The organism is Amycolatopsis sp. MEPSY49 (assembly GCF_051337345.1).
Classification (GTDB): Bacteria; Actinomycetota; Actinomycetes; order Mycobacteriales; family Pseudonocardiaceae; genus Amycolatopsis.
The window spans coordinates 127,120-141,879 of sequence record NZ_JBDLYJ010000014.1; the positions used below are offsets into that span (position 1 = coordinate 127,120).

11 protein-coding genes are annotated in these 14,760 nt (G+C 71.2%); all 11 read right to left on the reverse strand.

Translation table 11 applies throughout. The features are described 5' to 3' along the window. Position 1 precedes the first annotated feature (1 nt). Entirely contained in the window at positions 2-1,930 is a 1,929-nt protein-coding gene (locus ABFJ78_RS41590) for an alginate lyase family protein (RefSeq protein WP_436392948.1), read from the reverse strand. After that, complete coding sequence (locus tag ABFJ78_RS41595) at positions 1,927-4,104, reverse strand: bi-domain-containing oxidoreductase (protein ID WP_436392949.1); 2,178 nt, start codon at positions 4,102-4,104, stop codon at positions 1,927-1,929. The genes ABFJ78_RS41590 and ABFJ78_RS41595 overlap by 4 nt, the downstream gene beginning before the upstream one ends. After that, positions 4,101-6,011, reverse strand: a complete 1,911-nt coding sequence (gene asnB / locus ABFJ78_RS41600; RefSeq protein ID WP_436392950.1) for an asparagine synthase (glutamine-hydrolyzing) — start codon at positions 6,009-6,011, stop codon at positions 4,101-4,103. Before asnB ends, ABFJ78_RS41595 begins: the two co-directional genes overlap by 4 nt. A gap of 34 nt (positions 6,012-6,045) precedes the next feature. Beyond that, positions 6,046-7,812: a Wzz/FepE/Etk N-terminal domain-containing protein gene (locus ABFJ78_RS41605; protein ID WP_436392951.1), complete on the reverse strand. Its 1,767-nt coding sequence runs from the start codon at positions 7,810-7,812 to the stop codon at positions 6,046-6,048. Then, positions 7,809-9,143: an exopolysaccharide biosynthesis protein gene (locus ABFJ78_RS41610; protein WP_436392952.1), complete on the reverse strand. Its 1,335-nt coding sequence runs from the start codon at positions 9,141-9,143 to the stop codon at positions 7,809-7,811. The genes ABFJ78_RS41605 and ABFJ78_RS41610 overlap by 4 nt, the downstream gene beginning before the upstream one ends. Before the next feature lie 125 nt (positions 9,144-9,268). Further along, positions 9,269-10,450: a glycosyltransferase family 4 protein gene (locus tag ABFJ78_RS41615; protein ID WP_436392953.1), complete on the reverse strand. Its 1,182-nt coding sequence runs from the start codon at positions 10,448-10,450 to the stop codon at positions 9,269-9,271. Then, positions 10,440-11,756: a nucleotide sugar dehydrogenase gene (locus ABFJ78_RS41620; RefSeq protein WP_436392954.1), complete on the reverse strand. Its 1,317-nt coding sequence runs from the start codon at positions 11,754-11,756 to the stop codon at positions 10,440-10,442. The genes ABFJ78_RS41615 and ABFJ78_RS41620 overlap by 11 nt, the downstream gene beginning before the upstream one ends. Positions 11,757-11,939: 183 nt before the next feature. After that, the gene (locus ABFJ78_RS41625; RefSeq protein ID WP_436392955.1) at positions 11,940-12,203 is read right to left on the reverse strand and encodes a helix-hairpin-helix domain-containing protein; all 264 of its coding nucleotides are present in this window, start codon (positions 12,201-12,203) and stop codon (positions 11,940-11,942) included. Positions 12,204-12,268: 65 nt separating this feature from the next. Then, positions 12,269-12,967 (reverse strand): glycoside hydrolase family 75 protein, encoded by a 699-nt coding sequence (locus tag ABFJ78_RS41630; RefSeq protein ID WP_436392956.1) that lies wholly within the window; start codon positions 12,965-12,967, stop codon positions 12,269-12,271. A 196-nt stretch (positions 12,968-13,163) separates the two neighbouring features. Continuing rightward, complete coding sequence (locus ABFJ78_RS41635) at positions 13,164-13,808, reverse strand: polysaccharide deacetylase family protein (protein WP_436393037.1); 645 nt, start codon at positions 13,806-13,808, stop codon at positions 13,164-13,166. Positions 13,809-13,895: 87 nt separating this feature from the next. Beyond that, positions 13,896-14,723: a dimethylargininase gene (gene ddaH / locus ABFJ78_RS41640; RefSeq protein ID WP_436393038.1), complete on the reverse strand. Its 828-nt coding sequence runs from the start codon at positions 14,721-14,723 to the stop codon at positions 13,896-13,898. Positions 14,724-14,760 lie beyond the last annotated feature (37 nt).

Here is a 14,760-nt window from a genome sequence, read left to right on the forward strand (position 1 = left end):
GTCATGAGCCGAAACCGAGGAGCGTGGTCAGGGTCTCGCGGGGCTTCGCCGTGCCCGTGCCGACGAGCGTCGTGGCGGGTTCGCGCCTGCCGAACCCCGGCGAGTACCAGCCGAGCGGCGGATCCTCCTGCCCGCGGTGGGCGGTCCACGTGACGGAGCCGGGCAGGACGAGCGTGGCCGTCCGGCGCTCGCCGTCACGGTCCCACGACAGCCGGGCGCGGCCGCCGGCCAGGACGACCCGGACGTCCGGTCCGAAGTGGAACGCGAGCCGGAAGCCCGTGCCCGCGGCGCGGAGCACCTCGTCGGTGATCTTCAGCTCGTCGCCGTCGAGTTCCACCGTGCGGCGGTGCACGGCGGGCGCGTAGCCGTCGTGGGCCGCCACCCAGCGGGACGGCCGCACTTCGAGGACCTTCGTCACGGCGTGCCGCGTCCAGAGGAACGGCCCGCCGGACACCGACTGGTCGCGCCCGCCCAGTTCGAGGGTGTTGTGGCCGAGCGTGGACCGGAAGTACGCCCGCCACTCCGGCTCGCCGTGGTAGCAGAAGGTCCCCGGGTCGGCGAGGATGTCGACGCCGTCGTGGCGGACTTCCACCGACAGCGCGTCGGCGTGGGCGTGCGCGGCGATCGACAGGAAGCCGTGCGGCCCGCCGTCGCAGCGCACCCACACCGGGCCCGACCGCAGGATCGTCATGCCGGCGTCCCGCAGCTGCGCGGGACGGCGGTCGGGACGGACCCCCGTGGCCCGCGGGACCCGCACGGCGAGCGCGGCCAGCAGCGGCGTCCGGACGTCGTCGCCGGGGACCGCCGGCCACCAGTCCCGGCGGCCGAAGAGCGCCTCACCGGTGGCCAGCAGTGACGCCCAGCGGCCGGTCTCCTCGCCGTCGACGACCAGGCCGAAGCCGTCGTCGGCGTCGCCCTGGCGGGGCGGCCGGAGCCGATCGTCCACAATGGACGCCAGCGCGTCGGTCATCCGGAGCAGCACCGCCCAGGTGCGCTCCGGCACCGGCCTGCCGGCCGCGTCGGCCTCGACCGCCGCGGCCAGCCCCAGCTCCAGCACCAGGCCGTGGTACTCGGACGCCAGTTCGGCGTTCAGCCCGGACTCGAAGGTGTTGCGCGCCAGCTGGGCGTCCAGCGACCGCGTCGCTTCGGCCTGCCAGCCCGCCGACTCCGGGAACCAGCCGAACGCGCACGCCGCGGCCAGCAGCCCGGCGTCCTCGGCGATGACGTGGTTGTTCGCCGACGAGCCGTGGCTGCGCAACGTCGAGAGCCAGTTCTGGTGGTGCCACAGCTGGAGCTGGAACTCCGGGTTGTCCTCGAACAGCGCGTCGACGCCCGCCCAGCCGTCGAGCAGCCGGCGGGTCCAGACCCACGACAGCAGCCGGATCCCCAGCTCGATGCCGCTCACCCAGTGCGGGCCGCGCAACGGCGGGTTCGCCGCCCACCACGACCGCAGGTGCGCGGCGACGCGCTCGGCGTACGCGTCGGAGCCGGTCAGGGCGTACGCCGCGGCCAGCACGGTGAGGTGCTGGTGGCGCGACGGCTCCCAGATCTGCTTGATGTCGCCGACCGTGTCCTCCGACCGGTACGGCACGTCGAAGGCGTAGCGGTCGCCGGGCGCGCGGCGACCGGTCTTCGGGTCGAGGAACCAGTCCGGGTCGGCCATGTCCTCACGGACCACGCCGAAGTACTCGGCGCGGCCGGCCATCAGCTCGTCGGCGGTGACCAGCAGCCGCTTGACCGCGTCCCCGGACACCGCGCCCAGCACGCCGTCCGGAAGCACCGCCGTGAAGCGCGGGTGCGAGGGCCAGAACGGCGGCTCCGGCAGCGCGGACCGCCACTGCCGCTGGACGACGGCGTGCCGCGCGCGGCCGACGACCTCCGCCGGCCCCATCCGGGACAGCCGGCGCAAGTACCAGCCGGGACTCGTCATGCCGGGGCACCCGCCTCGGCCGGCAGCTCGATCCGGACCGGGGCCGCGTTCGCGACGCTGGTCTGCGCGGCCAGCGTCGCCAGCGTCGTCGCCGCCAGCGAAGCGATCGAGATCGGCATCGGCGCGCCCGTCCGCACCGCGTCGAGGAACGCGTTGACCTCCGCGGCCTGCCCCTTGTCGCGGCCCTTCGGGATCCGCGAGCTCGCCCACTTCTTGCGCGAGTACACCGAGGCACGCACGAAGTCGTCGAACTTCAGGACTTTGCCGTCGGCCGTCAAGTCCAGCGTTTCCTTCGGGAAGCCCGACGAGCCCGTCTCGGCGTACGTGATGACCGCCGTCGAGCCGTCCGGGTAGCCGAGGGTCACCTGGAGGTCCCCGGTCGCGTACACCGAGACCGGGTCGGCGTCGAGGAGCCAGCTCACCGTGTCGATGAAGTGCCCGCCCTCGCCCGCGAACCGGGAGCCCTCGGAGTCGGTCTGGTTGTACCAGCTGCCGTGGTCGAGACGACCCGCGTTGACCAGGTACCGGACCGTCGCCGGGCCGACGCGCGGGCCGAACTGGTCGCGGGCCTCGTGCAGCAGCGGCGCGAACCGGCGGTTGAAGCCGACCTGCAGGCGGTCGTTGCCCGACTCCTCGATCGCGTCCAGGACCTTCTGCAGCTCCGCAGGCGACAGCGCCAGGGGCTTTTCGACGAACACCGTCTTACCCGCCAGCAGCGCCTGGCGCGTCAGCTCCGCGTGCGAGCTGTGCCGCGTCACGACGAACACCGCGTCGATCGAGGAGTCGCCCAGCACGTCGTCGATGTCCGTCGACGCCGCCGCGAAGCCGAACTTGCGCTTCGCGTTGGCGCCCGACAGCGCGGACGTCGTCGCGACGTGCTTCAACTGCACGTCCGAGCGCTCGACCAGGTGCGGCAGCAGCATCGACGACGCGTAGTTGCCCGCCCCGACGAAGCCCAGGCGCACCGGCTGTCCCGCCGGGAGCGCCTTGACCGCGCGAGTCACCGGCGCCACGCGCGCGGACGTCACGACCGGCTCGGTCTTCGCGACGGCGTCCGGGTAGCGGAACAGCACCGCGACGGCCTTCAAATCCCCTTCGTTCAAGGACTTGTACGTCGAAACCGCGTCGGAGAAGTCCGAGACGTGCGTGATCAGCGGCTCGACGTCCAGCCGGTCCCGCGCGATCAGGTCGAGGACGCACTCGAGGTTGCGGCGCTCGGTCCAGCGGACCTGGCCGATCGGGTAGTCACGGCCTTCCAGCTCGTACGACGGGTCGTAGCGGCCCGGCCCGTAGGACCGCGAGAACCGGACGTCCAGTTCCTTCTCGTAGTAGGCGTTCCACGGCAGGTCGAGCTTGCACTTGCCGATGTCGATCACGCGGCCGCGGTCGCGCGACAGCTTCGCCGCCAGCTCCACCGGGTCGTTCGTGTTGCCGCCGGCCGCGAGGTACGTCTGGTCGACGCCCGCGCCGTGCGTCAGCTCGTCCACCGCGGTGTCCACGATGCCGGACGCCGGGTGCGCGCAGGTCAGCGCGCCGAGGCTCTCGGCGAGCTTGCAGCGCTCCGGGTCGGGGTCGACGCCGACCACGCGCACGCCGGACGACGCCAGCAGCTGCACGACCAGCTGGCCGATCAGGCCGAGCCCGATGACCAGGGCGACGTCGCCGATCTGCGGCTCGCCGCGGCGGACGCCCTGCATGGCGATCGACCCGACGGTGCCGAACGCCGCGTGCCGCGGGTCGACGCCGGCGGGCACCGGCGAGTAGAGGTTCTTGGGCACCCAGTTGAGCTCGGCGTGCAGCGCGTGCTCGTTGCCCGCGCAGGCCACGAGGTCGCCGACCTTGACGTCGGTGATGCCGTCGCCGACCTGCTCGACGATGCCGCACAGCGAGTAGCCGAGCGGGGTGTAGGAGTCCAGTTTGGACGTGACCTTGCGGTAGGTCGCCGACAGGCCGTTCGTGGCGACGCTCTGCATCACCTTCGCCACCTGGTCGGGGCGGGCCTTCGCCTTGCCCACCAGCGACATGCTGGCCTCGGACACCTTCATCATCTCGGTGCCGGTCGAGATCAGCGAGTACACCGTCCGCACCAGCACGCCCCCCGGCTTGCAGGCGGGCTCGGGGACCTCGAGGAGCGCCAGCTCACCGCTCTTGTAGTTCTGGACTACCTGCTTCACTTCGCTCCCGCTCCAGACATCGCGTTCCGGTACCAGTACTCAAGGGTCAAGACGTGCCAGAGGTGCTTGCCGCGGTCTTCCTGACCGGCGGCGTCCTCGGCGACCATGCGCTGCAACGCCTCCCGCTGCAGAAAACCGGAGGAGACGAGCACGCCGTCGTTGACGACTTCGCGCACCAGCGGTGCCAGGTCGCGGCTCATCCACGCCCGCAGCGGCGCGCTGAACAGGCCCTTGGGCCGGTGCACGATCTCGCTGGGCAGGATGTTCAGCGCCGCGTTCTTCAACGCCACCTTCCCGGCGCGGCCGACGATCTTCTTGTTCCCCGGGATCTTGAACGCCGCCCGGACGACCTCGACGTCGACGAACGGCGTCCGCACCTCGGTGGACGCCGCCATCGTGGAGCGGTCGGTGTAGGTCAGGTTCAGGCCGGGCAGGAACAGCCGCGAGTCGGCCAGGCACATCCGGTTGACGAAGTCGTCGAGCGCCTGGTCGTTGTAGGTGTCCGCGTGCTCGGTCAGGACGTCGTCGACGACCGGCGCGAGGTCCGGGTTGACCAGCGACAGCAGCTCGGCGCGGTCGTACATCGTGTAGCTGCGCCGGAACGCCGTCTCCTCCGGCAGGCCCGCGAAGGACAGGAACCGCTTGGCGAACCGCACCGACCGGTACCCACGCTTGGCCGACGCCACCGGCAGCCGGTCCACAATGGACTCCACCGGTCGCCGGACCGCGCCCGGCACCTTGTGGTAGCGCAGCGCGATCAGGTTCGCGAGGTGCTTGCGGTAGCCGGCGAACAGCTCGTCGGCGCCCATTCCGGACAGCATCACCTTGACGCCGGCCTCGCGCGCGGCCGAGCAGATCAGGAACGAGTTGATCGCCGCCGGGTCGCCGATCGGCTCGTCGAGGTGGTAGGTCATCTTCGGCAGCAGGTCGAGCACCTGCGGCGCGATCTCGATCTCGTGCAGGTCGACGCCGAACTTCTCGGCCACGATCCGGGCGTACTCGAGGTCGTCCGGCATGGCCTCGAACTTCGCGTCTTCGGCCCGGAAACCGATGGTGTACGCCGAAATCCCGGGCCGCGACCGCGCGGCCAGCGCCGTCAGGTAGCTGGAGTCAAGGCCACCCGAAAGGAAGGTCGCCACCGGGACGTCCGAGATCAGGTGCTTGGCGGTCGACTCGGCGATCACGGCGTGCAGGTCGACGTCGCCGTCGAAGGCCGCGCCCTCCTCGGCAACCTCCCGCAGCGACCAGAACCGGCCGCGGTCGACCTGCCCGTCCGGACGGCAGCGCAGCCACGTGCCCGGCGGCAGCTTCTCCGCGCCCTGGTAGGCGCACCGGCTGTCGGGCACCCAGTAGTAGAGCAGCGACGCGATCAGCGCCCCGCTGTCGACCTGCAGCGACCCGCCGAGCTCGCCGGCCAGCGCCTTCAGCTCGGACGCGAACGCGACCCCGCCGCCCCGCTGGACGAAGAACAGCGGCTTGATGCCCAGCTGGTCGCGGACCAGGAACAGCTCGCCGGTGCCCTCCTCGAACATGGCGAACGCGAACATCCCGCGCAGCTTCGGCAGGCAGTCGGTGCCCCAGCGCCGCCACGCCTGCAGCAGCACCTCCGTGTCGGACGTCCCGCGGAAGCGCACGCCCGCGGCTTCCAGCTCGGCGCGCAGCTCGGGCGCGTTGTACAGCTCGCCGTTGTAGCTCAGCGCGAGGCCGTCGAGGACCATCGGCTGCGCGCCGGTCTCGGTCAGGTCGACGATCGACAGCCGCCGGTGTCCCAAGTGGACTTCACCGGGGCCGGCGCGGTGCTCGTAGCGGCCGGAGCCGTCCGGGCCGCGGTGGGCCAGCGTCTTGGTCAGCCGGTCGGTGAGCGGCCCGCCGTCCGGCCAGAGGTAGGTGCCTGCGATGCCGCACATCTCGAGTGCGTCCCCTTCGTTCGGCGCGCGGGGGTCAGGAGACCTCCGCACTCTTTTCGGACTCGAGCTCGGCGTTCAACTCGCCTTTGTGCGCCGGTTCGGCGTGGTCGCGCTTGAACGGCGTCGGCCGCTTCGGCGGCTTGACCGGGGCGAACTTCTTCGTCGGCGCGTCCAGGTGGTCGCCGACGCTGACCTTCCCGGGCTCCGGCAGCGGCACCACCGGCGGCTTCGGCCCGGCGAGGGCCGGCGGGACGATCGGCCGGACACTGGCCCGGTGGCTCGGCGGCTCCGCGACCGCGACCCGCTCGGCGAGGCGGGCGACCAGCTCGTCCATCCGGTCCTCGTCCTCGGTCCGGACCAGGTGCGGCGCCGGGGCCAGCCCGGCGCGGCCGCGCAGGGCCGTGTGCAGGCCGTCCCACAGCGTGCCGTCGGACTTGTCGCGCGGGTCCGGGTCGACCAGCACCACGCCGACGATCGGGATCCGCTGGTCGGCGAGCTGCCGCGCCACGGTGTGCAGCCACAGCGTGTTCGCGTGCCCGGCCTTGACGACCAGCACGGTCTCCGCGCCGAGGTGCTCCAGATCGGTCCACGCCGTGCCCGGCGACACCGTGCCGACGCCGATCCGGCGCTCGTCCGGCCCGGCGGCCGGGTCGCCGGCGCCGACGACGGCGACCTCGCTCTTCGTCTCGGCGACGAGCTTGCGGACGTCCTCGTCCGGCAGGTCGTCGAGGACGCTCGCCTTGCCGTCGGCGGCCAGCTCCCCGGCGATGTCGAGGGCGAGCGCGGCGGCGACCTTCGGCGCGCCGAGTTCCAGCAGCGAGACCGAAGGACGGTCCTTCCTGATCGCGCGGACCAGCGTCGTGGCGACGCGCTTGCGTTCGTCGACAGTGCGGGACCGCCGGAGGAACCGGGACAACAGCGGCAGCCGGCTCCGCAGCTGCGCGATGACCGAGGCACCGAGTTCGGCGGAGATTTCGCCGCGGAGCACGGGCTTGTCCTTCGAGATCGCGCTGACCGCGGCGAACGCGAGCCCCAGCGCCAGGCCGAGCCCGAACCCGATGCCGCTGTTCAGGCCACCGGTCTTCAGCAGGGCGCTCGGGAGCAGCCGGGCCGCGTCGACGACCTGCGTGCCCGCGGTCACGCGCGGATCCCCGATCCCGGCCTGCTGGGCCCGGTTGGTGAAGTCCGAGACCTGCGACTGCAACGCGGCGCGGCGGCTGTACAGCTGCTCGAGGGTGCTCGGGTTGGCCTGGCGCCCCTTGCTCTGCTCGTCGTTGACCTGCTGGTCGACCGTGGCCAGTTCGTCCTGCGCGTTCTTGCGCTGGTCGAGCAGGGCCTTGGCCTGCGCGTCGGCGACCGCCTTGTCCCGCTTCACGTGGTCGGCGATGAACGTGTCCGCCAGCGCCTTCGCCTTGGCGACGGCGTCCGCGCCGGTCTTCGCCTTGACCGTGATCTGCATGATGTTGTTGCTCAGGCCGAGTCCCGTGTACTCCTTGGCGAACGCCTCGGGTTTGTCGGCGCTGCCGATCGCCTTGAGCGCTTCCCCGGCGATCTGGGTCGTCTGGAGCACCGTGACGTCGGTGCGGATCAGGGAGCCGCTGTCGGTCGGCGAGTCCTGGGCGTGCGTGACCATCACCGTCACCACCGCGGTGGGCGGCGGCGGCAGGAACACCGTGACCAGCGCCCCGGCGACCAGCCCCAGCAGCGCGGTGGCCAGCCAGAAGCGCTTCTTGCGGCGGATCGCGACGACCAGCCGCTGGAGGTCGATCAGCGGCGCTGCCTGTGAGCCGGGATTCGTCACGGTCGACCTGCCAGTGCTTCGCCGGGAGCCCCGGCCGTGGACGAAGACGCGCGGCCGGACGGCTGCACGGGAGCCGTCACGACCACGCCGGCGATTTCGCGCCCGGACTCGGCGCACGCCGCGGCGAGTTCGGCGAGCTCCCAGGCGATCCGGGTGCCGGGACTGGACATCACCACCGCGACGTCGTGGCCGTCCGGGACGAGCGGCCGCTCGGGCGACACCAGGCACACCCGCGCCGCGACGGCGGTCCGCTGCGCGAACTCGGCGAGCCGCTCGGCGGCCTTCCCCGCGCTCGCGTCGTCTTCCGGCACGAGCAGGAGGACTCCGCGGGCGCCGGCGTCGAGGTGGTCGAGCACCCGGCGGTAACGCAGGTCGCGCTGGGCGTCGCTGCCCGGAACCGCGACCGGGGGCTGGTACCACGGCCGGTCGGCACCGACCAGCCACCGGAGCGTGCCGAGCGCGCCCTTCGCCTTCGGCCCGCTCGGCGGCGCCAGTTCGACGTCGAGGACGCCGAGCGCACGGGTACCGAGCGCCGAAGCGATTTCGTCCTGGTTGCGCAGCCGCCGGTCGCGCCGGAACGCCACGAGGTGGCCGAAGATGCCGGCGATCAGGAACAGCACCGCGCCGCCGGCGATGAAGTGCGTCGGCGTCGGCGTGGCGCGGCCCGGCGGGAGCGGCGCGTTGCCCATGGCCACCGCGTTGTTGCGGCTGGCGGTGGCCTCGGCTTCGCCGAGCGTCTTGACCGCCGAGTCCAGGGACGCCCGCAGGCCTTCGAGCTGGGTGCGGGCCTGGACGCTCTCCACGGTGAGGCCGCCGTCCATGCCCTTGGCGAGCTCCTCGATCTTCTCCGTGGCCAGCTTGACCTGCTGGCGCAGGGCTTCCTGCTGCTCACCGGCGAGCTGCGCCGAAGAGTCGCCCGAGTTGGTGGCCAGCTGCCCGGAGTACTTCACGTACTGCTGCGCGACCTGGTCGGCGAGCTGCTGGGCCTGCTCGGCGGTGCCCGCGGACGCGGTGATCGTCAGGACGTTGCCGTTCGTCGCCGAAGCGTCGACCTGCTTCTTCAGGTCCGCGCCGCTCGGGTGCCACGGCAGCGCCGCGGCCGCCCGGTCGAGCACGACCGAGCTGATCGCGACCTCGGCCTGCGTCAGCAGTTCGTCGGCCTGCCGCGGTCCCTGCAGCAGCACGTTCGAGGTGGTCTGGTAGCCGGGTGAGAAGAACACCGACGCGCCGGCGCCGACCGCCGCGCCCAGGACGGCGAGGGCGGCCAGCAGCCGCCACCGTCGTTTCAGGACCTGCCCGACCAGGGCCAGGCGCACCGTGTCGTCAGTCAACGGCGGTATCTCCATTCCTGAGCCGGGTACGCCGAACAGATGTCACTCGATCGGCCGGTTACCCGAACCGTCGTCGGACCGGGAGCTTTGGTTACACGTCCGGTGACTTCTTGACCGAACGGCGATCAGGACTTCACAGCGTGCTCATATGCGGCGAGCAGGTTCTTCGCCGAGTTCTCCCACGAAAGCGCGCCGGCGACCCGAGCCTGGCCGAGCTTGCCCATCCGGACCCGCTCCTCCGGGTCGTCGAGCAGCTGCGACACGAGCTTCGCGAACGCCGACTCGTCGTTGGCCGGGGCGTAGACCGCCGCGTCGCCGGCCGAGACGCGCGCCTCGCGCAGCTCGAACGAGACGATCGGCTTGCTCATCGCCATGTACTCCATGACCTTGTTCATCGTGGAGACGTCGTTGAGCGGGTTCAGTGGGTCCGGCGACAGGCAGACGTCGGCGGTGGACAGGTAGCGGACCAGGTCCTCGTCGGGGATCCGGCCGGTGAACTCGACCTGGTTGGCCAGCCCGAGCTTCGCCGACAGGGCGACCATGTCGTCGAAGGCGTCGCCGGAGCCGACGAACACCGCGTGCCAGTCGGTGCGCCCGACCTCGTCCCGCAGCTTCGCGAGCGCGCGCAACGCGTAGTCGACGCCGTCCTGCGGGCCCATCACGCCGAGGTAGGCGAGCAGATGCGGCTTGCCCTTCTTCAGCTCGGGCTCGACGGGAACTTCGTGGAACCGCTCGACGACCGGGGCGCTGCGCACCACGAAGACGTCCTCGGGCTTCTTGCCGCCGCGGATCCGGGCGACCTGCTTGTAGCTCTCGTTCGTCGAGATCACGACGTCGGCGGCGCGGTAGGTGGCGCGTTCGAGCGCGCACACCCCGCGGTAGAGCAGGTCCTGCCCGCGGTCGAACCGCGAGAGGTACAGCTCCGGGCAGAGGTCGTGCTGGTCGAAGACGAACCGCGCGCCCTGGCGCTTGAGCACCTTCGCGACCAGGTACAGCAGGTCCGGCGGGTTGCAGGCGTGCACGACGTCGACCGGCCCGACCTTGCGGGCCAGCCGCAGCGTGTGCCACAGCGCGCTGCCGTACTCCTGCAGGTAGCCGGCGGGGCCGCCGGTCGCCGCCTTCAGCGGGTAGCGGTGGATGTGGACGCCGTCGACGACGGCTTCGGCCTCGGTGTCGCGCTTCGTGCCCTGCGGGCAGATCACGTGGACTTCCCACCCGGCGTCGCGCAGGGTCGTGGACTCCTGCCACACGCGCCGGTCGAACGGGACGGAGAGATTTTCGACGAGGATGAGCGCTTTACCAGGCAAGGCCGGCGTATCCCTCTTCAAGGCGACGCTCGGCGGCGTCGGGCAGGCGGACGAGGTCGACGATCTCCCGGTCGCCGCCGCGCGGCAGCGCCGCCAGGACGTCCGGGTCCTTGGTGCCGACGAGCAGGACGTCGGCGTGGTCCATCACTTCTCCGACGGACCCGGCGAGCAGCTGGCCGAGGTGCGGCAGGCGCCCCTCGATGTACTCGCGGTTGGCGCCCATCAGCCGCGAGAGGCTGACGTTCGCGTCGTAGATCTTGAGGTCGTAGCCCTTGCCGAGCAGCTTCTCGGCCAGCTCGACCAGCGGGGACTCGCGCAGGTCGTCGGTGCCCGGCTTGAACGACAGCCCGAACAGCCCGACCTTGCGCTTGCCGGTGCGCGCGACCAGGTCGAACGCCCGCTGCAGGTGGTCGTCGTTGGAGGCGAGCACGTGCGAGAGGATCGGCACGCTGACGTCGGCGCGGTGCGCGGCGTAGACCAGCCCGCGCAGGTCCTTCGGCAGGCACGAGCCGCCGAACGCGAACCCGGGCTTGAGGTAGGCCGGGCTGATGTTGAGCTTGGTGTCGGCGAGGAAGACGTCGATCACCTGGTGCGAGTCGAGGCCGAGCGCGCGGCAGATCGAGCCGAGCTCGTTCGCGAAGCCGATCTTCAGGCCGTGGAAGGAGTTGTCGGCGTACTTCGTCATCTCCGCGACCGGGATCGGCACGCGGAACACCGGGCCGGGCAGCCCCTCGTACAGCCCGGCGACGGCGTCCCCGCTCGCGGCGTCGATCTCGCCGATGACGGTCTTCGGCGGGTCGAAGAAGTCGCGGACGCTGGTGCCCTCGCGCAGGAACTCGGGGTTCACCGCGACGCCGAAGTCGACGCCGGCCGTGCGGCCCGAGGACTTCTCCAGGATCGGGACCAGCAGGTCGAGGCAGGTGCCCGGCAGCATCGTGCTGCGGAAGACGACGGTGTGCCGCTCGCTCTTCTCCGCGAGCGCTTCACCGATCTCCTCGGCGACCCGCTCGAGGTAGACCGTGGAGAGACTGCCGTTCGGCGCCGACGGCGTGCCGACGCAGACCAGCGAGATCTCGCTGTCGGCGACGGCTTCCGCGACGTCGGTCGTGGCTCTCAGTGCCCCGCTCGCGACGACTTCGGCGGTCAGCTCGCCGATCCGCTCCTCGACCACCGGGGCCTTGCCCTGGATGATGAGGTCGATCTTGACCGGGTTGACGTCCACGCCGACCACCCGGTGCCCCTGCCCCGCCAGGCACGCGGCGGAGACACAGCCCACGTAACCGAGCCCGAAGACACTGATCTTCACGCCAAACCTCCGCTATTCCGCGCGACCCTCAAGTTGGTCGGCGTGGCCCCTTGGATCGTTACCGGGAGGGCGGCGAACGGCGTAAAAGGTGAGTCCGCCGTCAGGCGTAACGGTTTTCGCGTAAAAATCGGGTCTCGAAATGCATCTTGCCGTGGGTGATCGACACGGTCGGCGCGATTGTCGTCAGCGGGTCCCGAAAAGGCGTTTCCGTTCCGGGGTGTAGGTCCACCACGGCCGCGGCGGCGCGCCGTCGGCTTGGTCGACGGCCGACATGAACGTGTCGAGGACGCAGGGGTCGTGCCGCACGCCGTCCATCTCGCAGAGCCGTTCGTACAGCTCGACGGCGTCGCGGCCGGCCAGCTGCGCGGGTTCGGTGATGCCGAGGCGCGCGAAGTCGCGGACCATCGCGGGTCCGATGTTGGCGAGTTTCCGCAGTTCCTTGCTCATGTCCCCCAGCACAGCAGCCGGGGCCGGTCCGCGTCTTGAACGGATCGGCCCCGGCTCGCGTGCGGTCAGTTGTTGTTGACGAACGTGGAGGCGAGGCTCTGGCCCTTGCTCACCGCGTTCGCGTGGTTCTCGATCGGGGAGACCGTCGAGTTCTTGAAGCAGATGTAGGTGACGCCGGAGTCGGTGCCGCCGTTGGACGGGTCGGGGTTGATGCCGAGGTCCTTCGCCGTCGCGTACGAGGCTTCACCGATGATCTGCGACGGGCCGGTGTCGCCGATGACCGCGTACTCGACCTTGCCGTTGTAGATCACCGCGCAGGAGCCCCCGCCCTTCAGCTGCGACGAGGTGTACTTCCAGATGCTGCTCGAGCTCGGCACGACGATGTAGGGCAGCTTCGCGGCGTTGAGCGGCTTGCCGTCGGACTGGTGGAACGCCGTGTCGTCCTGGTAGCAGCAGTCGGTGTCCTCGTTGCACTGCGTGCTGCGCTGGCCGTCGCAGTCGATGTCCATGTCGGCCTTCCAGAAGACCGCGCCGTTCGCGTCGCAGACGGCGACCGTCTTGGCCGAGACGTCCTCGTCGGTCTTGTACTTGCCGTTGGAGATCTGCTTGCAGCTGTTCGTCTTCGCGAGCAGCTGGGCCGCGGTCGGGGCGGCCGCGGTGGTGGCGGGCGCGACGGGGGCCGGCGCCGGGGCCGCTTGCGCGAGGGCCGAGGGCAGCACGGCCGCGGCGAGCGCCATGGTCGCGAGCAGGATCAGTTTCCGCATTCCTGGTTGCTCCCTTTAGTTAGGAAACTTTCCTTACGGCGGCGAGGCGACCAGGATGCACCCGGGCGGTGGTCCGGACAAGAGGTTCCGGTGCGGGAATTTCCCATCATGCGGCCGGTCTTGACGAAAACGCTGCTCACCGGGCGCGGGCGCGGAAACCGGTCCCGTTCGCCGTGCCGATCACCGGGACGGATCTTCAGCCGCGGCGGAACAGGCGGCCCGCCCAGTTCCCCCGCCGCCGGCCGGCCGCGAGCACGCCGTCGAGGGTTTCGCCGTCGAGGTCGTGGCGAAGCTCGGTGCGCGCCCGCAGCCAGCCGTCGCGGCTCGCCGGACCGCCGCCGCTCGTGTAGACGCGCGTCGCGCCCGCCTGCCGCAACCGCGTCAGCACGCGGCGGTCGTACGCGCCGAACGGCAGCGAGTACCGCCGGACCGGGCGGCCGCACAGGTCGCCGAGGAGCTTCGGGGCCTCGGTCAGTTCGCGGCTCGCCTGGCGGTCGTCGAGGCGGCGCCAGTCGCGCGGCTCCCAGCCGTGCGAGCCGATCTCCATGCCGGCGCGGGTGAGTTCGCGCAGGCCGTCGCGGTCGAGGTAGCCGCGCTGCCCGAGGCGGCCGGCGAGCGGGAAGAACTCCGCCGTCAGCCCGTGGTCGACGAGCCGCGGCAGGGCGATCTCGACGTCGGACTCGTTGCCGTCGTCGAACGTGAGGTGGACGTCGTCGCGCTCGGCGACGGCGTCCAGCACCTGCTCGAACTGCTCGACCGTCACCCAGCGCTCGTCCTCGCCGGGGTCGAGCTGCCGGGCCGGCCGGCCGATCCCGTGCAGAGCGAGGTTCACCGCCACCATTCCCACCGCCTGCCACCGCGAGTAGTCGATTTGTTACTTCGACTAATCGCGGTGGCAAACGGGTGAGTTACAGGTTTTCGGCGTTGTTCACCCTTTGCGGATTTCCAGGGTGCAGCACTTCGGGCCGCCGCCGGCTTTTCGCAGCTCGGAGATGTCGACGTAGACCGGCTCGTAGCCACGATCGGCGAGGAGTTCACCCAGCCGGGTGGCCTCGACGGGCAGGACGACGTTGCGGCCGTCGGACACGCCGTTGAGGCCGAAGCACTCGGCGTCCTCACGCGTCGCGAGCACGGCGTCCGGGAACAGCCGCTCGAGCACGCGTCGCGAACCGGCCGAAAACGCCTCGGGGTAGTAGACGATCTGCGCGCGCGTGGTGTCCGTCGCCTCGGCGAGGACGAACAACGCGGTGTCGAGGTGGTAGTAGCGCGGGTCGACCAGGTGCAGCGAGACGACCGGGACGCCGAGGACTTCCTGGGCTTCGGCGTGCGCGGCCGGGTCGGTGCGGAAGCCGGTGCCGGCGAGCAGCAGGGTGCCCGTCCAGGCGAAGTCGCCCTCGGCCTCGTTGATCTTCTCGGGCATGGTGATGTCGCGGTAGCCGTGCTCGACGAACCAGCGGCGGAAGTGCTCGGCCTCGGCGGCCCGCTGCGGCGCGCGGAACCGCGAGCCGAGCACGCGGCCGTCGACGACGGTGCCGGAGTTCGCGGCGAAGACCATGTCGGGCAGGCCGGGCTGGGCGTCGATCTCCTCGACGGTGTGGCCGAGGCGGCGGTAGGTGTCGCGCAGCTCGGTCCACTGCGCCATGGCGACCTCGGCGCTGACCGGCTGGGTCGGGTCCATCCAGGGGTTGATCACGTAGTCCACCGCGAAGTGGCGTGGGGGACACATGAGGTATCGACGGGTGGTCGGTACGCGCATCTCCTGCATGGTTGCAGGGTAAGGCGCGCCTAATATC